This is a genomic window from Sorangium sp. So ce1335, from assembly GCF_051521615.1.
GTDB lineage: Bacteria > Myxococcota_A > Polyangia > Polyangiales > Polyangiaceae > Sorangium.
In genome coordinates, this window is the sequence record NZ_CP150363.1 from 6,272,350 (window position 1) to 6,288,972 (window position 16,623).

General features: G+C 71.8%; 13 protein-coding genes. 9 read left to right on the top strand and 4 right to left on the bottom strand.

What is annotated here, in order from left to right; translation table 11 throughout:
* Positions 1 to 646 precede the first annotated feature (646 nt).
* From WMF24_RS23170 to clpA, 7 genes are all read left to right on the top strand, one after another.
* Positions 647 to 2,419 carry an RICIN domain-containing protein gene (locus WMF24_RS23170; protein ID WP_437738616.1) on the top strand — a complete coding sequence of 591 codons (1,773 nt, stop codon included), beginning with the start codon at positions 647 to 649 and terminating at the stop codon, positions 2,417 to 2,419.
* 125 nt (positions 2,420 to 2,544) lie between these two features.
* Positions 2,545 to 3,927, top strand: a complete 1,383-nt coding sequence (locus WMF24_RS23175) for a WD40/YVTN/BNR-like repeat-containing protein (protein WP_437738617.1) — start codon at positions 2,545 to 2,547, stop codon at positions 3,925 to 3,927.
* A 90-nt stretch (positions 3,928 to 4,017) separates the two neighbouring features.
* Complete coding sequence (locus WMF24_RS23180; RefSeq protein ID WP_437738618.1) at positions 4,018 to 4,356, top strand: hypothetical protein; 339 nt, start codon at positions 4,018 to 4,020, stop codon at positions 4,354 to 4,356.
* Positions 4,357 to 4,792: 436 nt separating this feature from the next.
* Positions 4,793 to 7,366 carry a glycogen/starch/alpha-glucan phosphorylase gene (locus WMF24_RS23185; protein ID WP_437738619.1) on the top strand — a complete coding sequence of 858 codons (2,574 nt, stop codon included), beginning with the start codon at positions 4,793 to 4,795 and terminating at the stop codon, positions 7,364 to 7,366.
* A gap of 13 nt (positions 7,367 to 7,379) precedes the next feature.
* Positions 7,380 to 7,562 (top strand): hypothetical protein, encoded by a 183-nt coding sequence (locus WMF24_RS23190; protein WP_437738620.1) that lies wholly within the window; start codon positions 7,380 to 7,382, stop codon positions 7,560 to 7,562.
* A 174-nt stretch (positions 7,563 to 7,736) separates the two neighbouring features.
* Positions 7,737 to 8,060 carry an ATP-dependent Clp protease adapter ClpS gene (gene clpS, locus WMF24_RS23195; RefSeq protein WP_020737250.1) on the top strand — a complete coding sequence of 108 codons (324 nt, stop codon included), beginning with the start codon at positions 7,737 to 7,739 and terminating at the stop codon, positions 8,058 to 8,060.
* Positions 8,057 to 10,378, top strand: coding sequence for an ATP-dependent Clp protease ATP-binding subunit ClpA (gene clpA / locus WMF24_RS23200; protein ID WP_437738621.1), 2,322 nt, complete (start codon positions 8,057 to 8,059; stop codon positions 10,376 to 10,378). Before clpS ends, clpA begins: the two co-directional genes overlap by 4 nt.
* Before the next feature lie 316 nt (positions 10,379 to 10,694).
* On the opposite strand, the gene apaG is transcribed toward clpA, so the two are convergent.
* Entirely contained in the window at positions 10,695 to 11,078 is a 384-nt protein-coding gene (gene apaG / locus WMF24_RS23205; protein ID WP_437738842.1) for a Co2+/Mg2+ efflux protein ApaG, read from the bottom strand.
* A 254-nt stretch (positions 11,079 to 11,332) separates the two neighbouring features.
* Here apaG and WMF24_RS23210 point away from each other — a divergent pair, with 254 nt between their 5' ends.
* Positions 11,333 to 12,289: a rhomboid family intramembrane serine protease gene (locus WMF24_RS23210; protein WP_437738622.1), complete on the top strand. Its 957-nt coding sequence runs from the start codon at positions 11,333 to 11,335 to the stop codon at positions 12,287 to 12,289.
* A 30-nt stretch (positions 12,290 to 12,319) separates the two neighbouring features.
* Here WMF24_RS23210 and WMF24_RS23215 read toward each other — a convergent pair whose 3' ends face one another.
* Positions 12,320 to 13,531: a hypothetical protein gene (locus WMF24_RS23215; protein WP_437738623.1), complete on the bottom strand. Its 1,212-nt coding sequence runs from the start codon at positions 13,529 to 13,531 to the stop codon at positions 12,320 to 12,322.
* Positions 13,532 to 13,682: 151 nt separating this feature from the next.
* Between WMF24_RS23215 and WMF24_RS23220 the strand changes: the two genes are divergently transcribed.
* The gene (locus WMF24_RS23220) at positions 13,683 to 14,321 is read left to right on the top strand and encodes a hypothetical protein (protein ID WP_437738624.1); all 639 of its coding nucleotides are present in this window, start codon (positions 13,683 to 13,685) and stop codon (positions 14,319 to 14,321) included.
* Between the two features lie 93 nt (positions 14,322 to 14,414).
* Here the strand turns inward: WMF24_RS23220 and WMF24_RS23225 are convergent, their stop codons facing one another.
* Together WMF24_RS23225 and WMF24_RS23230 are read right to left on the bottom strand one after the other, a co-directional pair.
* Positions 14,415 to 15,626 carry a 1-aminocyclopropane-1-carboxylate deaminase/D-cysteine desulfhydrase gene (locus WMF24_RS23225; RefSeq protein ID WP_437738625.1) on the bottom strand — a complete coding sequence of 404 codons (1,212 nt, stop codon included), beginning with the start codon at positions 15,624 to 15,626 and terminating at the stop codon, positions 14,415 to 14,417.
* Positions 15,619 to 16,581: a ferritin-like domain-containing protein gene (locus WMF24_RS23230; protein WP_437738626.1), complete on the bottom strand. Its 963-nt coding sequence runs from the start codon at positions 16,579 to 16,581 to the stop codon at positions 15,619 to 15,621. The genes WMF24_RS23225 and WMF24_RS23230 overlap by 8 nt, the downstream gene beginning before the upstream one ends.
* Between the last annotated feature and the right edge of the window lie 42 nt (positions 16,582 to 16,623).

Genomic DNA, 16,623 nt, shown 5'->3' on the forward strand with positions numbered 1-16,623 from the left:
AAGACCACAGGGCGGCACAGGCCCCCACGCCCCCATCAGACCTACGCGGCGTCCGCAGCCCCACGGCGCCTGCATCCCCACACGTCCTCGAGCGCCCTCACGCAAAGGCTCACATCGTCCCCCTCGACCACCGCTCGCCCCGTCGTGGCCAGATCAAACACTGGCGATATCTCCTAACACCGCTCGTAACACCGCTCGAGCGGCCGAGCACAAGCACTCTCGCGACAAGCGATTGTGATGCAGGGGTGGTGGTTTGATGTCCATTCAGGATCTCGCGCGATCCACGCGAATCGCGCAAACATAAGGCCTGATTGGACTCCTCGGCCGTTCGCAGGTGATTCTTCCGCCGAGACAGGCGAGATTGCCGCATCGAGGCAGTGGACGGAATCTTGCTTCGAAGCCCGATGCTCCTCGCGAGAGTGCTTGGACGGCACCGCAGCGTGACGGTCGCGCGCGACGGTCATGCGGTCGATGATCGGATTCTGCCGCCAAGTTGCATCAGCAGCGGAGAGGCTGGCTGCGCTTGCGGCCTCTCCTTGGCAGCGCCCCGTCGCGCCGCGCTCACGCCCACGAGGGGGGGATGTGCGGCGCTCTCCGACGTGAGGAGGACGGGCGCATCAGATCGAGCTTCGAAAGGATGACACCCATGCAGCGCTCCAAGTCCTACCTGTCCGCAGTTGCCCTCACAGCGTTCGCGCTCGCGTCCGGCTGCCTGAGCATCGGCCCTGGTGACGACGAAGCGGGGCCGACCCCCACCGCCTCGGGAACGCTGACCGTCGCGGTCGCCAACGGCGAAGCCCGGTACATGCTGGAGCTGGAGGATGGGACGTTCGTGCGCCTCAACCTCGACGACCTGATGGAGGCGCCCGGCGCCGAGCCGACCGACTGGCGAACGGCCAGCGGCTCGCCGGTGGACGTGTTCGGCGTCGAGGGCGACGACGGCAGCATCGACGTCGACACGATGCGGCCGGCGGAGGGCATCGGCACGCTGACGAACGCGGTCGTCACGACCGGGACCAAGCGCGTCCTGGCGCTGCGCGTGCAGTTCGACGGCGGCCAGACGCTCGGCACGGAGCAGGACGTGCGGAACTCCCTCGCCGCCGCCGCGACCCACCTGGCGGGATCTTCCTTCGGGAAGATGGCGCTCGAGTACGACGTCGCCGGCCCGTTCAACATCAGCTTCGGCAAGTGCGACGACTACAACCGCTGGCAGAACGAGGCGAAGACCGCGGCGCGGAACGCCGGCTTCGACCTGAGCAAGTACCAGCACTACATGATCTTCGGCAAGATCGACTGCGGCTATGCAGGCATGGGCGCGCAGCCCGGCAACGCCACCTGGCTCGCCGGCCTCTGGCCCGAGGTCGTCGTGCACGAGCTCGGTCACAACTTCGGCCTATGGCACGCCTCCTCGCGCACGTGCCGGAGCAACGGGGCGACGGTGACGATGAGCAACGACTGTACCTTCAACGAGTACGGCGACCCGTTCGACCCCATGGGCAACGGCGGCAAGCAGCACTACAACGCCAACTACAAGGCGAACCTCGGGTGGCTCCCGTCGACGCAGATCGCGACGGTCAGCGCGGATGGGACCTACACGCTCGCTCCGATCACCGAGCCGAGCACCGGGACGCAGCTCCTCCGCTTCAAGGGGCCGAACGACGTCATGTACCAGGTGGAGTTCCGCCAGCCGTCGGCGACGAACGTCGTCGACTCGCGCAATCGCTCCGTGAGCGGCGTCCTCGTCCACGCGTTCTTCACCCAGTCGCGCGAGAGCGGCCGGGCGCACCTCCTCGACATGAACCCGGGCGGCAACTTCAACGACGCGCCGCTCCCCGTCGGCGCCTCCCATCAGCTCTTCGGGACGAGCGCGACGCTGAAGGTCCTCTCCGTGTCGGCCACGGGCGCGCAGGTCCAGGTCACCGGCCTGGGCGGCAGCGGCGGCAACGGCGGCGACACCGGCGGCGACACCGGGGGTGACACCGGCGGCGACACCGGCGGCACCGGCGGCCAGAGCCTGACGGCCCTCCATTCCAACAAGTGCATGAGCGTCGACGGAGCGAGCCTGAACAGCGGCGCCATCCTCGTCCAGCGGCCGTGCACCGGGGCGAGCGACCAGCAGTGGAAGATCGAGAGCAGCGGCGGCGCCACGGTGGTCATCAAGAACGCGAGCAGCGGGAAGTGCGTCGACGTGCAGGGGGCCAGCCGGAACAACTCGGCGAACATCATCCAGTCGGACTGCGACGCCAGCAAGAACAGCCAGAAGTGGGAGCTCATCGATCGCGGCAACGGCGTCGTCTCGCTGCGCTCGGTCAACAGCGGTAAGTGCGTGGACGTCAACGGGGCCAGCACCGCCGACGGCAGCAGGTTCATCCAGTACACGTGCCACACCGGGACGAACCAGCAGTTCCGGCGGCAGTAGTCGCTGGCCGACGAACGCCGCGCTCGGCCCGAGCCAGGGGCTCTCCCTGGCTCGACGGCGCCGGGCGCCGCGGGCCGCCTGTCGAGGCGTTGCGCTGCGCAGGGGGATCGGTGAACCTCCGTTCGATGAACCGCCTCGCTCCGGGGCTCGGGGCCGCCGCGGCGTGCGTCGCGCTCGCCGCCTCGACCCCCGCGCTCGCCAACGGCCGTTACCCCGCCGCCGGGCAGATCCTCGTCGATCCCTCCGATCCGGACCACATCGTCGTTCGCGCGACCTACGGTGTCCTCACCACGCGCGACGGCGGCGAGCGCTGGTCGTGGATCTGCGAGGCGGCGATCGGCTACAGCGGCTTCGAGGATCCCATGATGGTCGTCACCGGCGACGGCTCGATCCTCGCCGGGCTGTTCGACGGGCTGAGCGCGACGCGCGACGGCGGCTGCCACTGGGCGCTCGCGGAGGGCGCGCTCGGCCAGCGCTACATCGTCGACCTGTCGATCGACCGCGCGGACCCCGCGAGCGCCATCCTCCTCGTCTCGAGCGTCACGGGCAGCGACGCGATCTTGACCCAGGTCTGGGAGTCGAAGAACGACGGAAAGAGCTGGACCCAGGCCGGCGCCGATCTCCCGAGCACCTTCCTCGGCGTGACCCTGGACAGCGCGCCGAGCGATCCCCGGCGCATCTACGTGAGCGGGCGCTGGAACGGCCCCACGTTCCAGGGGATCGTGAGGCGCTCGGACGATCGCGGCGCGACCTGGGAGGACTTCGACGTCCCCGGCAGCGACGATCGAAACCTGCCGTACCTCGGCGCCGTGGATCCGGTCGACCCCGACATCGTGTATGTGCGCCGCGACGGCGACGGCGCGGACGCCCTCCTCGTCTCGACGGACGGGGGCGCCACCTGGCGAGAGGTATTCCAGGCCACGAGCCTCCTCGGACTGGCGCTCTCGCCCGACGGGACGAGGATCGCGGCCGGCAGCGACATGGACGGCCTGTGGATCGCCCCGACGGCGACCCTCGAGTTCACCCAGGTGGGGAGCCTCGGCGTCCGCTGTTTGACGTGGACCGCGCAGGGCCTCTTCGCCTGCGCCGACGAGGCGGTGGACGGCTTCACCGCGGGCGTCTCCACGGACGAGGGAAAGACGTTCTCGCCGCTCATGACGCTCGATCGCCTCTGCGGACCGCCGGCCTGCGGGGGCGAGAGCTCGACCGGCCAGACCTGCCCTGCGCTCTGGCCGGCGACCGCGAGCTTCATCGGCGCGACGGGCCGCTGCGATGGCGGCGGCCCGGGCGGGGCCGCGGGCGGGAGCGGGACGAGCGCCGGCGGGGGCGAGGCGGGCGGCGCCGCGGCGAGCGGAGGCGAGGCGGGCGGCGGCTGCGCCTGCGAGGCCGCGGGCGGGAGCGCGGCGAGCGCCGGCGCGCTCGTTGGCGGCATGCTCGCGGCCGGCGGCGCGCTCCTGCGCGCGCGGCGCCGGGGGCGGAAGCGCCGTGAGGCCGCCGGCGCGGCGTGACGTTCGCGCCCAGGCCGCACGGCTGGCAACGGCCCGCAGCGTCGGCCCCCGGCGGCAGCCCCCGGTTTCTTGGCCGCTCCGTCCGCCCCGATGGACACTGGCGAGACGGTCGCGATGAAGAAGTGGAGCCTCCTGGCCCTGGGCCGCCGCTACGAGATCACGGATTATGGCCCGAGGTTCGGGATCGAGGTCACACGGGACGGCTACACGGTGTGGACCGGCTACCGTGACGGGGCGCGGCTCGTGACGGACACGAGCACCCTGCCCTCGCGCGAGCTCCTGGCGCTCCGCGAGGAGCTCCTCCAGCGGGAGAGCTCCTGGAGCGCCCCCTCGCAGGCCGATCCCGGCCCGCGCGCGCGCCGGCCGCAGCGGGCGCTCGAGCAGCTCGACCTGCTCGGAGCGCCCCTGCTCGGCGGCTGTCACCGCTGACCCGAGCGGGACGAGGCGCGCCCCGGTGAGCGCCCTGCCGTAGCCCCGGGCGCTCGTCCCCGCCGCCGGGCAGGTGCCCACCGCCGCCCCCTGCCCCGCGCTGCGCCGCGCGTCCCCTGCCCCGCGCTGCGCCGCGCGTCCCCTGCCCCGCGCCGCGCCGCGCGTCCCCTGCCCCGCGCCGACGGCGGCCCGACGGACCGCCTTCACGCCCTCCGGCGCGAAGGCCTTGACATCCGGCCGAGTGTTCCTCCCCGTCGCACCACCTCGCCGCCGGCGCCCCCACGCCGCGCCGCGCCGCGGCCGTGCTCCGCGCGCCGCGCCGCGGCCGTCCTCCGCGCGCCGCCGGCGTCGGCGGAGTAACGCGACCTCGCGGAAACCTCTTCGACACGTCGCGCAGCCCACCAGCGCCGCCCGGATCCGACTAGAGTGCGCCGCCATGGCCAACCCGATCGACGTCGATCCTACCCGTCAGCGAGAAACCCCCGCCCAGCGAGACACGTCCGCCCAGCGCGAAGCCCCCGCCGCCTTCTTCCGCGGCCACCCGGCGCCCGACGCCCGCACCGGCATGCACCCGGTCGCGCTCCGGCGCGCGTTCGCCGACCACCTCCACTACTCGCGCGCACGGGAGTCGATGACCGCCACGCCGTTCGACAGGTACGTCGCCCTCGCCCTCTCGGTGCGCGACCGCCTCGTCGACCGGTGGACCAAGACCCAGCACACCTACTACGAGAAGGACGTCAAGCGCGCCTACTACCTGTCGGCGGAGTTCCTCCTCGGCCGCGCGCTCGTCGCCAACCTGCAGGCGCTCGACATCTACGACAGCTACCGCACCGTGCTCGGCGAGCTCGGCCTCAACCTCGACGATCTCGTCGAGCAGGAGCCCGACGCCGGCCTCGGCAACGGCGGCCTCGGCCGGCTCGCCGCCTGCTTCCTCGACTCGATGGCCACCATCGGGCTGCCCACCTGCGGCTACGGCATCCGGTACGAGTTCGGCATCTTCGAGCAGGTCATCCGTGACGGCTACCAGGTCGAGCGCGCCGACGAGTGGCTCCGCTTCGGCAACCCCTGGGAGGTCGAGCGCCCCGAGCACGCCGTCCCGGTCTCGTTCGGCGGCTACACCGAGCGCGTCCCCGACAAGCGCGGCGGCTTCCGCGTCGTCTGGCGCCCCTCCGAGCAGGTCATCGGCGTCCCCTTCGACACGCCCATCGCGGGCTACCAGTCGAACACCGTGAACACGCTCCGCCTCTGGTCCGCCCGCGCGGGCGAGGAGTTCGACTTCGAGCTCTTCAACGCGGGCGACTACGTGCACGCCGTCCACGAGAAGAACCAGTCGGAGGTCATCTCGAAGGTCCTCTACCCGAACGACAACTTCGACAAGGGCAAGGAGCTGCGCCTGCGGCAGGAGTACTTCTTCGTCGCCTGCTCCATCGCCGACATCGTGAACCGCTACAACCGCGTCCACCCGGACTTCTCGCGCTTCGCCGAGAAGAACGCGATCCAGCTCAACGACACGCACCCCGCCATCGCCATCGCCGAGCTGATGCGCGTCCTCATCGACGACCACCTCGTGAGCTGGGAGGACGCGTGGAAGCAGACCGTCGCGGCCTTCGGGTACACGAACCACACGCTCCTGCCCGAGGCGCTCGAGCGCTGGCCCGTCGCGCTCTTCGAGCGGCTCCTGCCGCGGCACCTCGAGATCATCTACGAGATCAACCGGCGCTTCCTGCGCGAGGTCATGGACGCCCACCCGCAGGACCACGAGCGCGTGGCGCGCATGTCCCTCATCGAGGAGGGGCACGAGCGCCACGTGCGCATGGCCCACCTCGCGGTCGTCGGCTCGCACTCGGTGAACGGCGTGGCGAAGCTCCACTCCGAGCTCGTCAAGCGCGACCTGCTCCGCGACTTCTACGACCTCTGGCCCGAGCGGTTCAACAACAAGACGAACGGCGTCACGTTCCGGCGCTGGCTGCTCGCCTGCAACCCCGCGCTCGCCGCGCTCGTCACCGAGAAGGTCGGGCCGAAGTGGGTGACGGAGTTCGAGCGGCTGCGCGAGCTCGAGCGCCACATCGACGACCCGGAGTTCATCGAGCGGGTCGCCAGGGTGAAGCGCGAGAACAAGGTGGCGCTCGCGAAGATCATCGCGAAGGAGCTCGACATCCAGGTCGACCCCTCGTCGATCTTCGACGTCCAGATCAAGCGCCTCCACGAGTACAAGCGCCAGCTCCTCGCCGCGCTGCACATCGTCGCGCTCTACCTGCGCCAGAAGCGCGGCGAGCACGTCACGCCGCGGACCTTCATCTTCGGCGCCAAGGCGGCCCCCGGCTACCGGCAGGCGAAGCTCATCATCAAGTTCATCCACGCCGTCGCCTACGTCGTGAACGGCGACCGGCGCCACACCGGGCTGCGGGTCGTGTTCATGCCGAACTACCGCGTGTCGCTGGCCGAGCGCATCATCCCGGCCGCCGACGTCTCCGAGCAGATCTCGACCGCGGGCATGGAGGCGTCCGGCACCGGCAACATGAAGCTCGCGCTGAACGGCGCGCTCACCGTCGGCACGCTCGACGGCGCGAACATCGAGATCCGCGACGCGGTGGGCCCGGAGAACTTCTTCCTGTTCGGCCTGACCGCCGACGAGGTCATCGCCCGCCGCCACGCGCACTTCGAGGGGCGCGAGGCCGTCGCGGCCGATCCGGAGCTCCGCGAGGTGATCGATCTCATCGCGTCGGGCTTCTTCTCCCCGGAGTACCGCGAGCTGTTCCAGCCCCTGCTCGACCGGCTGCTCGGCCGGGACGAGTACATGATGCTCGCGGACTTCACGGCCTACGCGGCCTGCCAGCGCGAGGTCGAGGCGGCCTACACCGACCGGAAGACCTGGCTGCGCAAGTCGACGCTCAACATCGCCCGCGTGGGCGAGTTCTCCTCCGACCGCACGGTCCGCGAGTACGCGCGCGACATCTGGGGCCTCACGCCGGTCGACATCGACCTCGGCGCCGCCGTGTCGCTCGTGTGACCGCGCAGCCCGCGTGACCGCGCAGCCGCGCTACCCCGTGACCGCGCAGCCGCGCTACCCCGTGACCGCGCAGCCGCGCTACCCCGTGACCGCGCAGCCGCGCTACCCCGTGGCCGCGCGGCAAGGCCCTCCCCCGGCGGTCTGCCCGCCGGGGGAGCGGAGCGCCCCGCCCGGCGGGCTCGGCCGTTTTTTCTGAAGGGCGCGGCCGGCCCAGCGCCGCTCCTCCCGAGCCCGGCCGTAAAAAGCGGACGGAAAATCCCGCCCTGTGCGCGTGCAGAACATCCTCCCGCGGAGCATGCTTCCGGGGTGAGAGCCTCCCTCGTCGGCCGCTCGCCGGGGCGGGCCTCTTGCTATCCTTCCCGACGGATTTATGCCGAACGATCCTGAGGAAAGAGAAGACAGGCAGGGCGACCTCGCGACGGAGCGGGAACGAAAGGTCGAGAAGGCCCGTCGTTACAAGGTCGTGTTCCACAACGACGACTACACGACGATGGAGTTCGTCGTGCTCGTCCTCATGAAGTTCTTCCACCGCACCGAGACGGAGGCCACGCACATCATGCTGAGCGTGCACCACCGCGGCCACGGGGTCGCGGGCGTGTACACGAAGGATGTCGCCGAGACCAAGGTCGCCCAAGTCCAGGACTTCGCCAAGGAGCACGGGATGCCCCTTCGGTTGACCGCCGAGCCGGAATGACCATGCGCATCAGCCCCGAAGTTGAGATCGCCTTTTCGCTCGCCACCCGGGAGGCCTCGCGCCGCCGGCACGAGTTCGTGACCATCGAGCACCTGCTCTATGCGCTGCTCTTCGACGAGGAGACGGCCGAGGTCCTCCGGCACGCGGGGGGCGACACGCCGACGCTCAAGAAGAAGCTGGAGCGCTTCCTCGACGAGGAGGTCGAGGCGCTGCCGGAGGACTCGGACACGAGCCCGACGCTCTCGCTCGGGTTCCAGCGCGTCGTCGGCCGCGCCGCCATGCACGTGCAGTCGTCGGGCAAGAAGGAGCTCAAGGGGGCCAACGTGCTCGTCGCGATGTTCGCCGAGCGCGACTGCCCCGCCGTGACGATCCTCGGCGAGCAGGGCGTCAGCCGCTTCGACGTCGTGAACTACATCTCGCACGGCATCTCGAAGACGGGCCAGGACGACAGCCTCCGCGAGGAGTCGTCGTCGGACGAGGGCGGCGAGCCCGGCGGCTCGCAGCCGATCAAGGACCCGCTCGCCGCGTTCACGATGAACCTCAACAAGGAGGCGGCCGAGGGGCGCATCGACCCGCTGGTCGGCCGCGAGAACGAGGTCGCCCGGACGATCCAGGTGCTCGCGCGGCGGCGCAAGAACAACCCGCTGCTCATCGGCGACGCCGGCGTGGGCAAGACGGCGATCGTCGAGGGGCTCGCGCAGCGGATCGAGAAGAAGGACGTGCCCGCGCCGCTCCGGGACGCGACCGTCTACGCGCTCGACATGGGCGCGCTCCTCGCCGGCACGAAGTACCGCGGCGATTTCGAGAACCGGCTCAAGGCCGTGCTGCGCGCGCTCGAGAAGCAGCCGGGCTCGGTGCTCTTCATCGACGAGATCCACACGATCATCGGCGCCGGCGCCGCGAGCGGCGGGACGATGGACGCCTCGAACCTGCTCAAGCCCGCCCTCGCCTCCGGCCGCCTGCGCTGCATCGGCGCGACGACGTTCCAGGAGTACCGCGGGCACCTCGAGCGCGACAGCGCGCTCGCGCGGCGCTTCCAGCGCATCGAGGTGACGGAGCCCTCGGTCGACGAGACGACGCAGATCCTGAAGGGGCTGCAGAAGCGCTACGAGGAGTTCCACAAGATCACGTACACGCCCGAGGCGCTCGATGCCGCGGCCAAGCTGTCGGCGCGCTACCTCCAGGACAGGCGGCTGCCCGACAAGGCGATCGACCTGCTCGACGAGGCGGGCGCGGCGGCGCGCCTCCGCCACGGGGACGGGTACACGGTCGACACGGCGGACATCGAGCTCGTCATCGCCAAGATGGCGCAGATCCCGCCGCGGCAGGTGTCGACCTCGGACAAGGCGCAGCTCAAGGATCTCGAGCAGTCGCTGCGCTCGGTGATCTTCGGCCAGGACGAGGCGGTGAAGCAGCTCTCGTCCGCGATCAAGCTGTCGCGCGCTGGGCTGCGCGCGCCGGAGAAGCCGATCGGCTCGTTCCTGTTCTCGGGCCCGACGGGCGTCGGCAAGACCGAGCTCGCCAAGCAGCTCGCGAAGGCGCTCGGCATCGGGTTCTTGCGGTTCGACATGAGCGAGTACCAGGAGCGGCACACCGTCTCCCGGCTGATCGGCGCGCCGCCCGGCTACGTCGGGTTCGACCGCGGCGGTCTGCTCACGGAGGCGGCGGCGAAGACGCCGCACGCGGTGCTCTTGCTCGACGAGATCGAGAAGGCGCACCCGGACGTGTTCCAGGTGCTGCTCCAGGTGATGGACCACGGCACGCTGACCGACAACAACGGCAAGAAGAGCGACTTCCGCCACATGGTGCTCATCATGACGAGCAACGTGGGCGCGCGGGAGCTCGCGCAGGCGCGGGTCGGCTTCGGCGAGCGGGGGTCGGCGGGGGACGACGACAGGGCCTACAAGAACACGTTCAGCCCGGAGTTCAGGAACCGGCTGGACGCGCGGATCATGTTCCGTTCGCTCGATCCGTCGGTGATGGGGAGCATCGTCGACAAGTTCATCGGCGAGCTCGCGGCGATGCTCGCGGACCGGTCGGTGACCGTCGAGGTGACCGATCGGGCGCGGGCGGAGCTCGCGAAGCGCGGGTACGATCCGGCGAACGGGGCGCGGCCGCTCGGGCGCGTCATCGAGAACGACATCAAGCGGCGGCTCGGGGACGAGCTGCTGTTCGGGGCCCTCGAGAACGGGGGGAACGTCGCCATCGACTTCGAGGGGGACGACTTCACGTTCTCGTTCTCGTCGGCGGCGGGCGGAGGAGACGCGGAGAAGGCGAAGGCGAACGGGGCGGTGGTGGAGCCGGCGGCCGCCGGCTGATCCGGGAGCGACGGAGCCAGCGTGGAGGGGGTGCCCGTGCGCGCGGGCGGCGGGGGCCCCTCCCACGAACTCGCGCCTTGTAGGAGGCGATTGCCGTAGGTGCGGGCGAGTCGGTCCGAACGGAGAGCGCTGCGATGCGGGCCGGCGCTCGGATTCGTGGGGCCCTACCCCGCCGCCCGCGCGCACGGGCACCCCCTCCACGCTGGCTCTTCCCGGGCGGAAGGGGCGGACTCCTGAGGGGCCAGCACGCATGGGAGCCCGCTGGCTCTCTCCTGACGGAACGGGTGGCTGCGGTGTGCTCGCTGGGCGGCGGGCGTCAGTTCAGCGAGTGCGGCATCGCCAGGGTGAAGGACGCGATCTCGGCGTCGAACATGCGGCCGTCGGGGCGGTGCATCTGGTAGGTGCCGCGCATCGTGCCGCGCGGGGTCTCGAGCACACAGCCGCTCGTGTACTCGAAGTGCTCGCCAGGCTTCAGCGAGGGCTGCTGGCCCACGACCCCGGGGCCACGCACCTCCTCCACCTTCCCGTTGCCGTGCGTGATGATCCAGTGCCGCGTCCTGAGCTGCGCCGGCTCGGTGCCCTCGTTCGCGATCCGCACGGTGTAGGCGAAGACGTAGCGGTGCTCCGTCGGAGAGGACTGCGTGGGGACGTACACCGTCGAGACGGTGACCCGGATGCCCTGCGTGATGGCCGTCGACACAACCACGCACTGCCACCGCTGCGTCGCGCGCACAAGGGCCCGGCCGCGACCGGTACGCGGGCAAGAGACCGCCCGACCCAGGAGAGGCGGCGTTGACAGCCTCCGGGCTCATCCGCAGGTTTCGCCAGACCTGGGGTCAACGAGCCGGAGGAGCCGCCGTGGGCGAACATGACTGTGTCGGTGCGCGATGTGCTGAAGGCGAGCGGCTCGTCCCGATCGCGATCCTGCCGCCAGCGCGCGTCGAGAGGGCAGCGATGATCCAGAACAACGATGCCCCTGGAGGAGAGGGAGAAGGCCACGGGCCCGGGATCACCGCCATCGGGCCCGTGATGCCGGAGCGCAAGATCCGCGAATGGGCCCTCGTGCTGCAGTCGAGCGAGCTTTGGCACGCCGTGCGGTACACCCCGGCAGGCTGGGTGCTCCTCGTGCGCGACGAGGACTACGACTTCGCCGCCACCTCGATCGATCGGTACGAGGCGGAGAACCGCGACTGGCCCCCGCGAAGGCCGCGCGAACGCCCGCGCCACCCGCCGTCCATCGTCGCGGGCGTCGCGTTCGCCGCGCTCGCCCTCTTCTTCTTCCTCGTCACCGGCCCGGCGAGCGGCGGCGGGCGCCTGTTCCAGCGCGGCGCCTCCGTCGCCGATCTGGTCGTCGGGCCCGAGCCGTGGCGCGCCATCACCGCCCTCACGCTGCACGCCGACTCGGCCCACGTGATCGGCAACGTGATCTCCGGGACCGTGTTCGCCTCCGCCGTGCAGCGCCGCCTCGGCCCGGGCGGCACCGCTCTCGCCGTCGTCGCCTCGGGCGCGATCGGCAACCTCGCGAACGCGATCTGGCACCACAGCCTCGGCCACCACCACGCCTCGATCGGCGCCTCCACGGCGGTGTTCGGCGCGATCGGCCTGCTCGCCGCCACGCAGCTCATGCTCGACCGCGCCCACGACAAGGACAGCGGCGAGAAGCGCCACCTCCTCCAGCTCGTGGCGCCGCTCGTGGGCGGCCTCTCGCTCCTCGGCGCCCTCGGCGCGAGCCCGCGCGCCGACCTCGGCGCGCACGCCTTCGGCCTGCTCAGCGGCGCCGCGATCGGCGCCGTCGCCGGCCTGTCGCTGCGCAAGCAGCCCGCGCGGAGCCGCCCCCTCGCGCAGGTCGCGATGGGCGCGGTCGCGACAGGGCTCGTCCTCGGCGCGTGGCAGCTCGCGCTCCGCGCCTGACCGCCGCGCGGCTCATCGATGGGCCGGCCATCAATCCGCCGGCCAGATCCCCACCGTGCCGCCGACCCACGTCAGATCCCGGTTCTGATCGACCCCGAGCATCCTCCCGCGCGACAGCCGGACCAGGTTGAGCACGAGCGAGAGCTCGGGCTCGTCGGGCGCGCGCAGGAACATCATCCGCACCTCGGCCTTCACCCCCGTCCCGTCAGGCATCGCGAGCGCCGGCTCGTACGCGATCTTCTCCTGGATCAGCCACCTCGATCGCTCGCCCTCCGGGATCGCCGCGATGTCCTCGGGCGTGACGTCGATCTTCACCCCGGAGCCGGCGAACGAGAACAGCGGCTTGAGCACGTAGCGCTCCAGATCGTCGGGCACGCGCTCGATCGCGTCCAGCGTCCGCGCGCGCGGGACCGCGGGGTGATCGACGTGCGGCAGCGTGTACTTCGACCAGGTCCAGTACCAGTTCGGGTGCGAGCACCACGTGACGTCGAGCGGCTCGTCGTACCGGAACGGGAGCTCGACCCGCTTCGCCTCGAGCTCGTCGAACACGACGCGGTTGTACAGCCGGCGGACCTGGACGAGCCGCCCGTCCACGCGGCGGAACAGCCGGTCCTTCTCCCGGACGAGCGACGTCGGGCAGATGGCGTCGACGCCGACGAGGAGCTTCGTCGCGACGAAGTCCGGGTAGGTCTTCTGCTGCTCCGGGTGGAGGTCGAGCAGCACCACCGACTCCTCGGGCTCGCCCGCGAGGATCGCGCGGCGCAGGTGCGCGATGACATCGTCGCGGCTCCGCCCGCCGAAGCAGCACGACCAGCGCCGGTCGAGCCCTGGCATCGCGGCCAGCATCTCGGTCACGATCTCGGTCTGCACGAGCATCAGCGCGTAGAGCGACGGGAACGCCTGCAGCTCGACGACCTTGCCGTGGAGCCCGCCGTCCGGGCCGCGCACGATCGCGAAGTCCACCTGCGCGCAGCTGGGCAGCGCGTCCATGCCGGGGACGTCGAGGTGCGCGGGGATCGCGCGCTTCATCTGCTCGATGAGCGCGGGGCTCGATATCTGCCGCACGATCTCGGTCGCGGAGCGCTCGAGCTCGTCGCGCAGCGCGACCGGCAGGAAGAGCGGCGTCTCGGCGACGCGGAACGGGATCGAGCACCCGAGCCGCCGCTCGAGGCGCCCCATGTACTCCGCGTACGTCGACGGGCCGAAGGCGGCGTTGAAGGCGCGCCGGAAGGTCGGTTCCATGAATTTTGGTGGTATCACGGCGGCGCGCGCGGCTGCACGACCACGGCGCCTGCGTCCGGAGCGCTGGAAGGGCCCGCACAGGTCCGATCCGGCTTGAGGCTCCGAGCCCGGCGACTACAGTCGCCGCGAACCCTCGCCGAGGCCTGCCACGATGACGATGATCAAGCCCCGCTCCGCCCTGGTACTGCCGCTCGTCGCCGCGCTCGCCGCGGCGTGCTCGAAGACGCCCGAGCCGACGGCCACGACTGCGCCCGAGCCGCCGTCGACAAGCAAGCCCGCCGAGCCCGCCCAGCCGGCCGCCGCGCCGACGGCGCCGGCCGCCGGCGGCCAGCAGGCGGCCGGCGCCGAGCTCGCCTGGGACGCGCCCGCGAGCTTCGAGAGCGCGCCGAACCCCAATTCGATGCGCAAGGCCACGTACAGGATCAAGCGCGCCGCGGGCGACCCCGAGGACGCCGAGCTCAGCGTGATGCCGGCCGGCGGCAGCGTGGACGCGAACATCACGCGCTGGGTCGGCCAGTTCTCCGAGAAGAGCGCCGACTCCCCCAAGCGGAGCGAGCTCAAGGTCAACGACATCAAGGTCACCGTCGTCGAGGTGAAGGGGACGTTCGCCGGCTCCGGGATGCCCGGCATGCCCGTCTCGGACCCGAAGGCGAAGCACGCGCTGCTCGGCGCGATCGCCGAGATGCCCTCCGGCGATCTGTGGTTCTTCAAGATGACCGGCCCCGAGAAGACGGTCACCGGGGCGCGCGCCGACTTCGACAAGCTCGTGAACAGCCTGCGCGTGAAGTGATCCGCCCGCGCGGCGCCCCGCCGCGCGCCGCTCAGGACGGGTGACCCGCCCGCGCGCCGCGCCGGGCAGGTCGCCCGGCGCGCGGCGCGTCGTTCAGCACGCCACGTCCCCCTCGAAGAACCGCGCGAACGCCGGAGGAAGCGCCGCGGCGCCCGGCGCGAGCGGCGGGCGCGCGCTCGAGAGCGTCTGCCAGAGGAGGATCGTCTCGCCCGGGTGCTCCCGGCCGATCTCGCGGAGCGCCGCGAGCGCCTTGGCGCTGTAGGTGACCTCCCCCGGCACGCCGATCAGCCGCTCCACCTCGGGGATCGCGGCGATCGACGCGGGCGTCGGGGCGCCGTAGCCGGGGCCGATCGCGCGGTGCTCGATCGCGAAGCGGGCGGCCGGGAGCCGCCGCCGGGTGAAGCGCGGCGCGCGCCGGGCGAGCAGGCGCCTCATGCTCCCGATCTCGTACCGGACGACGGCGCGGTTCGAGGCGATGCGCTCGGTGATGCGCACGCCGACGATCGTCGTCGGCCAGCCGAGCATCGCCGCGCCGAGCGCGAGCCCCGCCAGCGTGCCGCCCGTCCCCGAGGCGACGACGATGCGATCGGGCCGCGGCGCCTCGCCCCGCCGGACCTGCTCGGCGAGCTCGAGCATCGCGTCGACGTAGCCGAGGCACGGGAGCGCGGCCGACGCGCCGGGCAGGATGAAATAGGGCCGCTCGGCCCGGCGCAGCGCCCGGATCGCCCGGACCGCGGTCGTCGCGTACCCGCCGCCGTGGACGAGCTCCGCGCCGCTCGCCGCGCCGGTGAGCAGCGCCCGCTGGCCGAAGCGGGTGATCGGCTGATCGAACAGGACGGCGGTGACAGCGAAGCCGAGCGCCCGGCCGAAGAGCGCCGTGGCGGTGACCTGCGTCGACGCCAGGCCGCCGACCGTGACGAGCGTCCTCGCGCCGCGCCGCTCGGCGTCGGCGAGCAGGAACTCGAAGCGCCGCACCTTGTTGCCGCCGTAGAGCGGCGAGATCGCATCGTCGCGCTTGACCCAGACGCCGCCGCGGCCGAGGTACCCCTCGATCGCCGTGCACGGGACGATCGGCGTCGGCGCGTGCGCGAGCGGACGCCACGGGATCTGCCCTGCGAGCTCGGGCAGCTCGGCGAAGAGCGGCAGCTCCCTCGAGGCGGGCAGGAAGCCCGCCGCTGCGCCCGAGGAGCCCGCCGCTGCGCCGGAGGCGCCCGCCGCTGCGCCGGAGGAGCCCGCCGCGTCGGAGGAGCCCGCCGCGCCGGGCGTCCCGGCGCGGGCCGCGCGCTCCCCCTCGCCTTCAGGCACGCGCCGCCGCCCCGTGCCCGGCCGGCGAGCCGCCGGGCCCCGCCTGCTCGCCGGCGTCGCCCGGGTCGTCCTCCGACCCGGCGCCGAGCCGGCCGCCCCGCGCGATCAGCGGATCGCTGAGGTACGTGTCCGTCAGCCGCTTCGGCCCGGCGACGCCGACGAGCCGCAGCGGAAACAGCAGCACGGCGAGCACCCACGACACGACGCCCAGCGCGAGCTTGCCCGCGTACGCCTCCGCGACGAGCGCGAGCTTGCGGCCGGCGGACATCGACGAGATCGGCACCTCGGTCAGGCCGATCCGCATGAGCCGGAGCTCCGCGACCCGCACCGAGTGGCGGACCAGATCCGGCAGGCGCTTCAGCGCAGGGTGGTCCATGGGCAGGCGCTTCTTCATGAACGCCTCGAGCCGCGACACGCCCCAGAGCGACACGAGCGCGAGCCCGAGCAGCCGCCGCCGGAGCGCTGGCCTGCCCGCGATCGCCTTCCTCGTCTGCTGCTCTCCGAAGTCGACGTGGCGCTCTTCCTGGCGCACCCCGCGCTTCAGGATCGCGACGATCTCCGGCTCGTCCACGGTGTCGATCATCGCGTAGAAGGCCTGGAGGACGAGGCCCTCGCCGAGGGCCATCTCGAGCGCGACGTGCTCGGCCCAGTCCCCGCCCATCAGCCCGGTCGCGAGGAAGCGCACGCTCCACGTCGCCTTCTCCGGCGGCGCGCCGAGGATCTCGAGGATGCGGAGGAAGTTGCCGACGTGCTGGAACTCCTCGACCGCCTGGCGCGCGAGGAAGCGCGCGGACTCCAGATCGGGCGCGTTGTAGAGCCAGTGCCCGATCTGGACGCCGGTGATCTCGCCGTAGAGGAACTGCTGGACGGCCCAGACGATGACGTCCTTGTCCTTGACGGGATCGAGCCTGGCGCCCTGGAAATCGAACGCCATCTCTTCGCGGGTCACCAGCATCGCTCGCCCTCCGGAGCGATGAATCTAGCCCAGGTCCGAGCC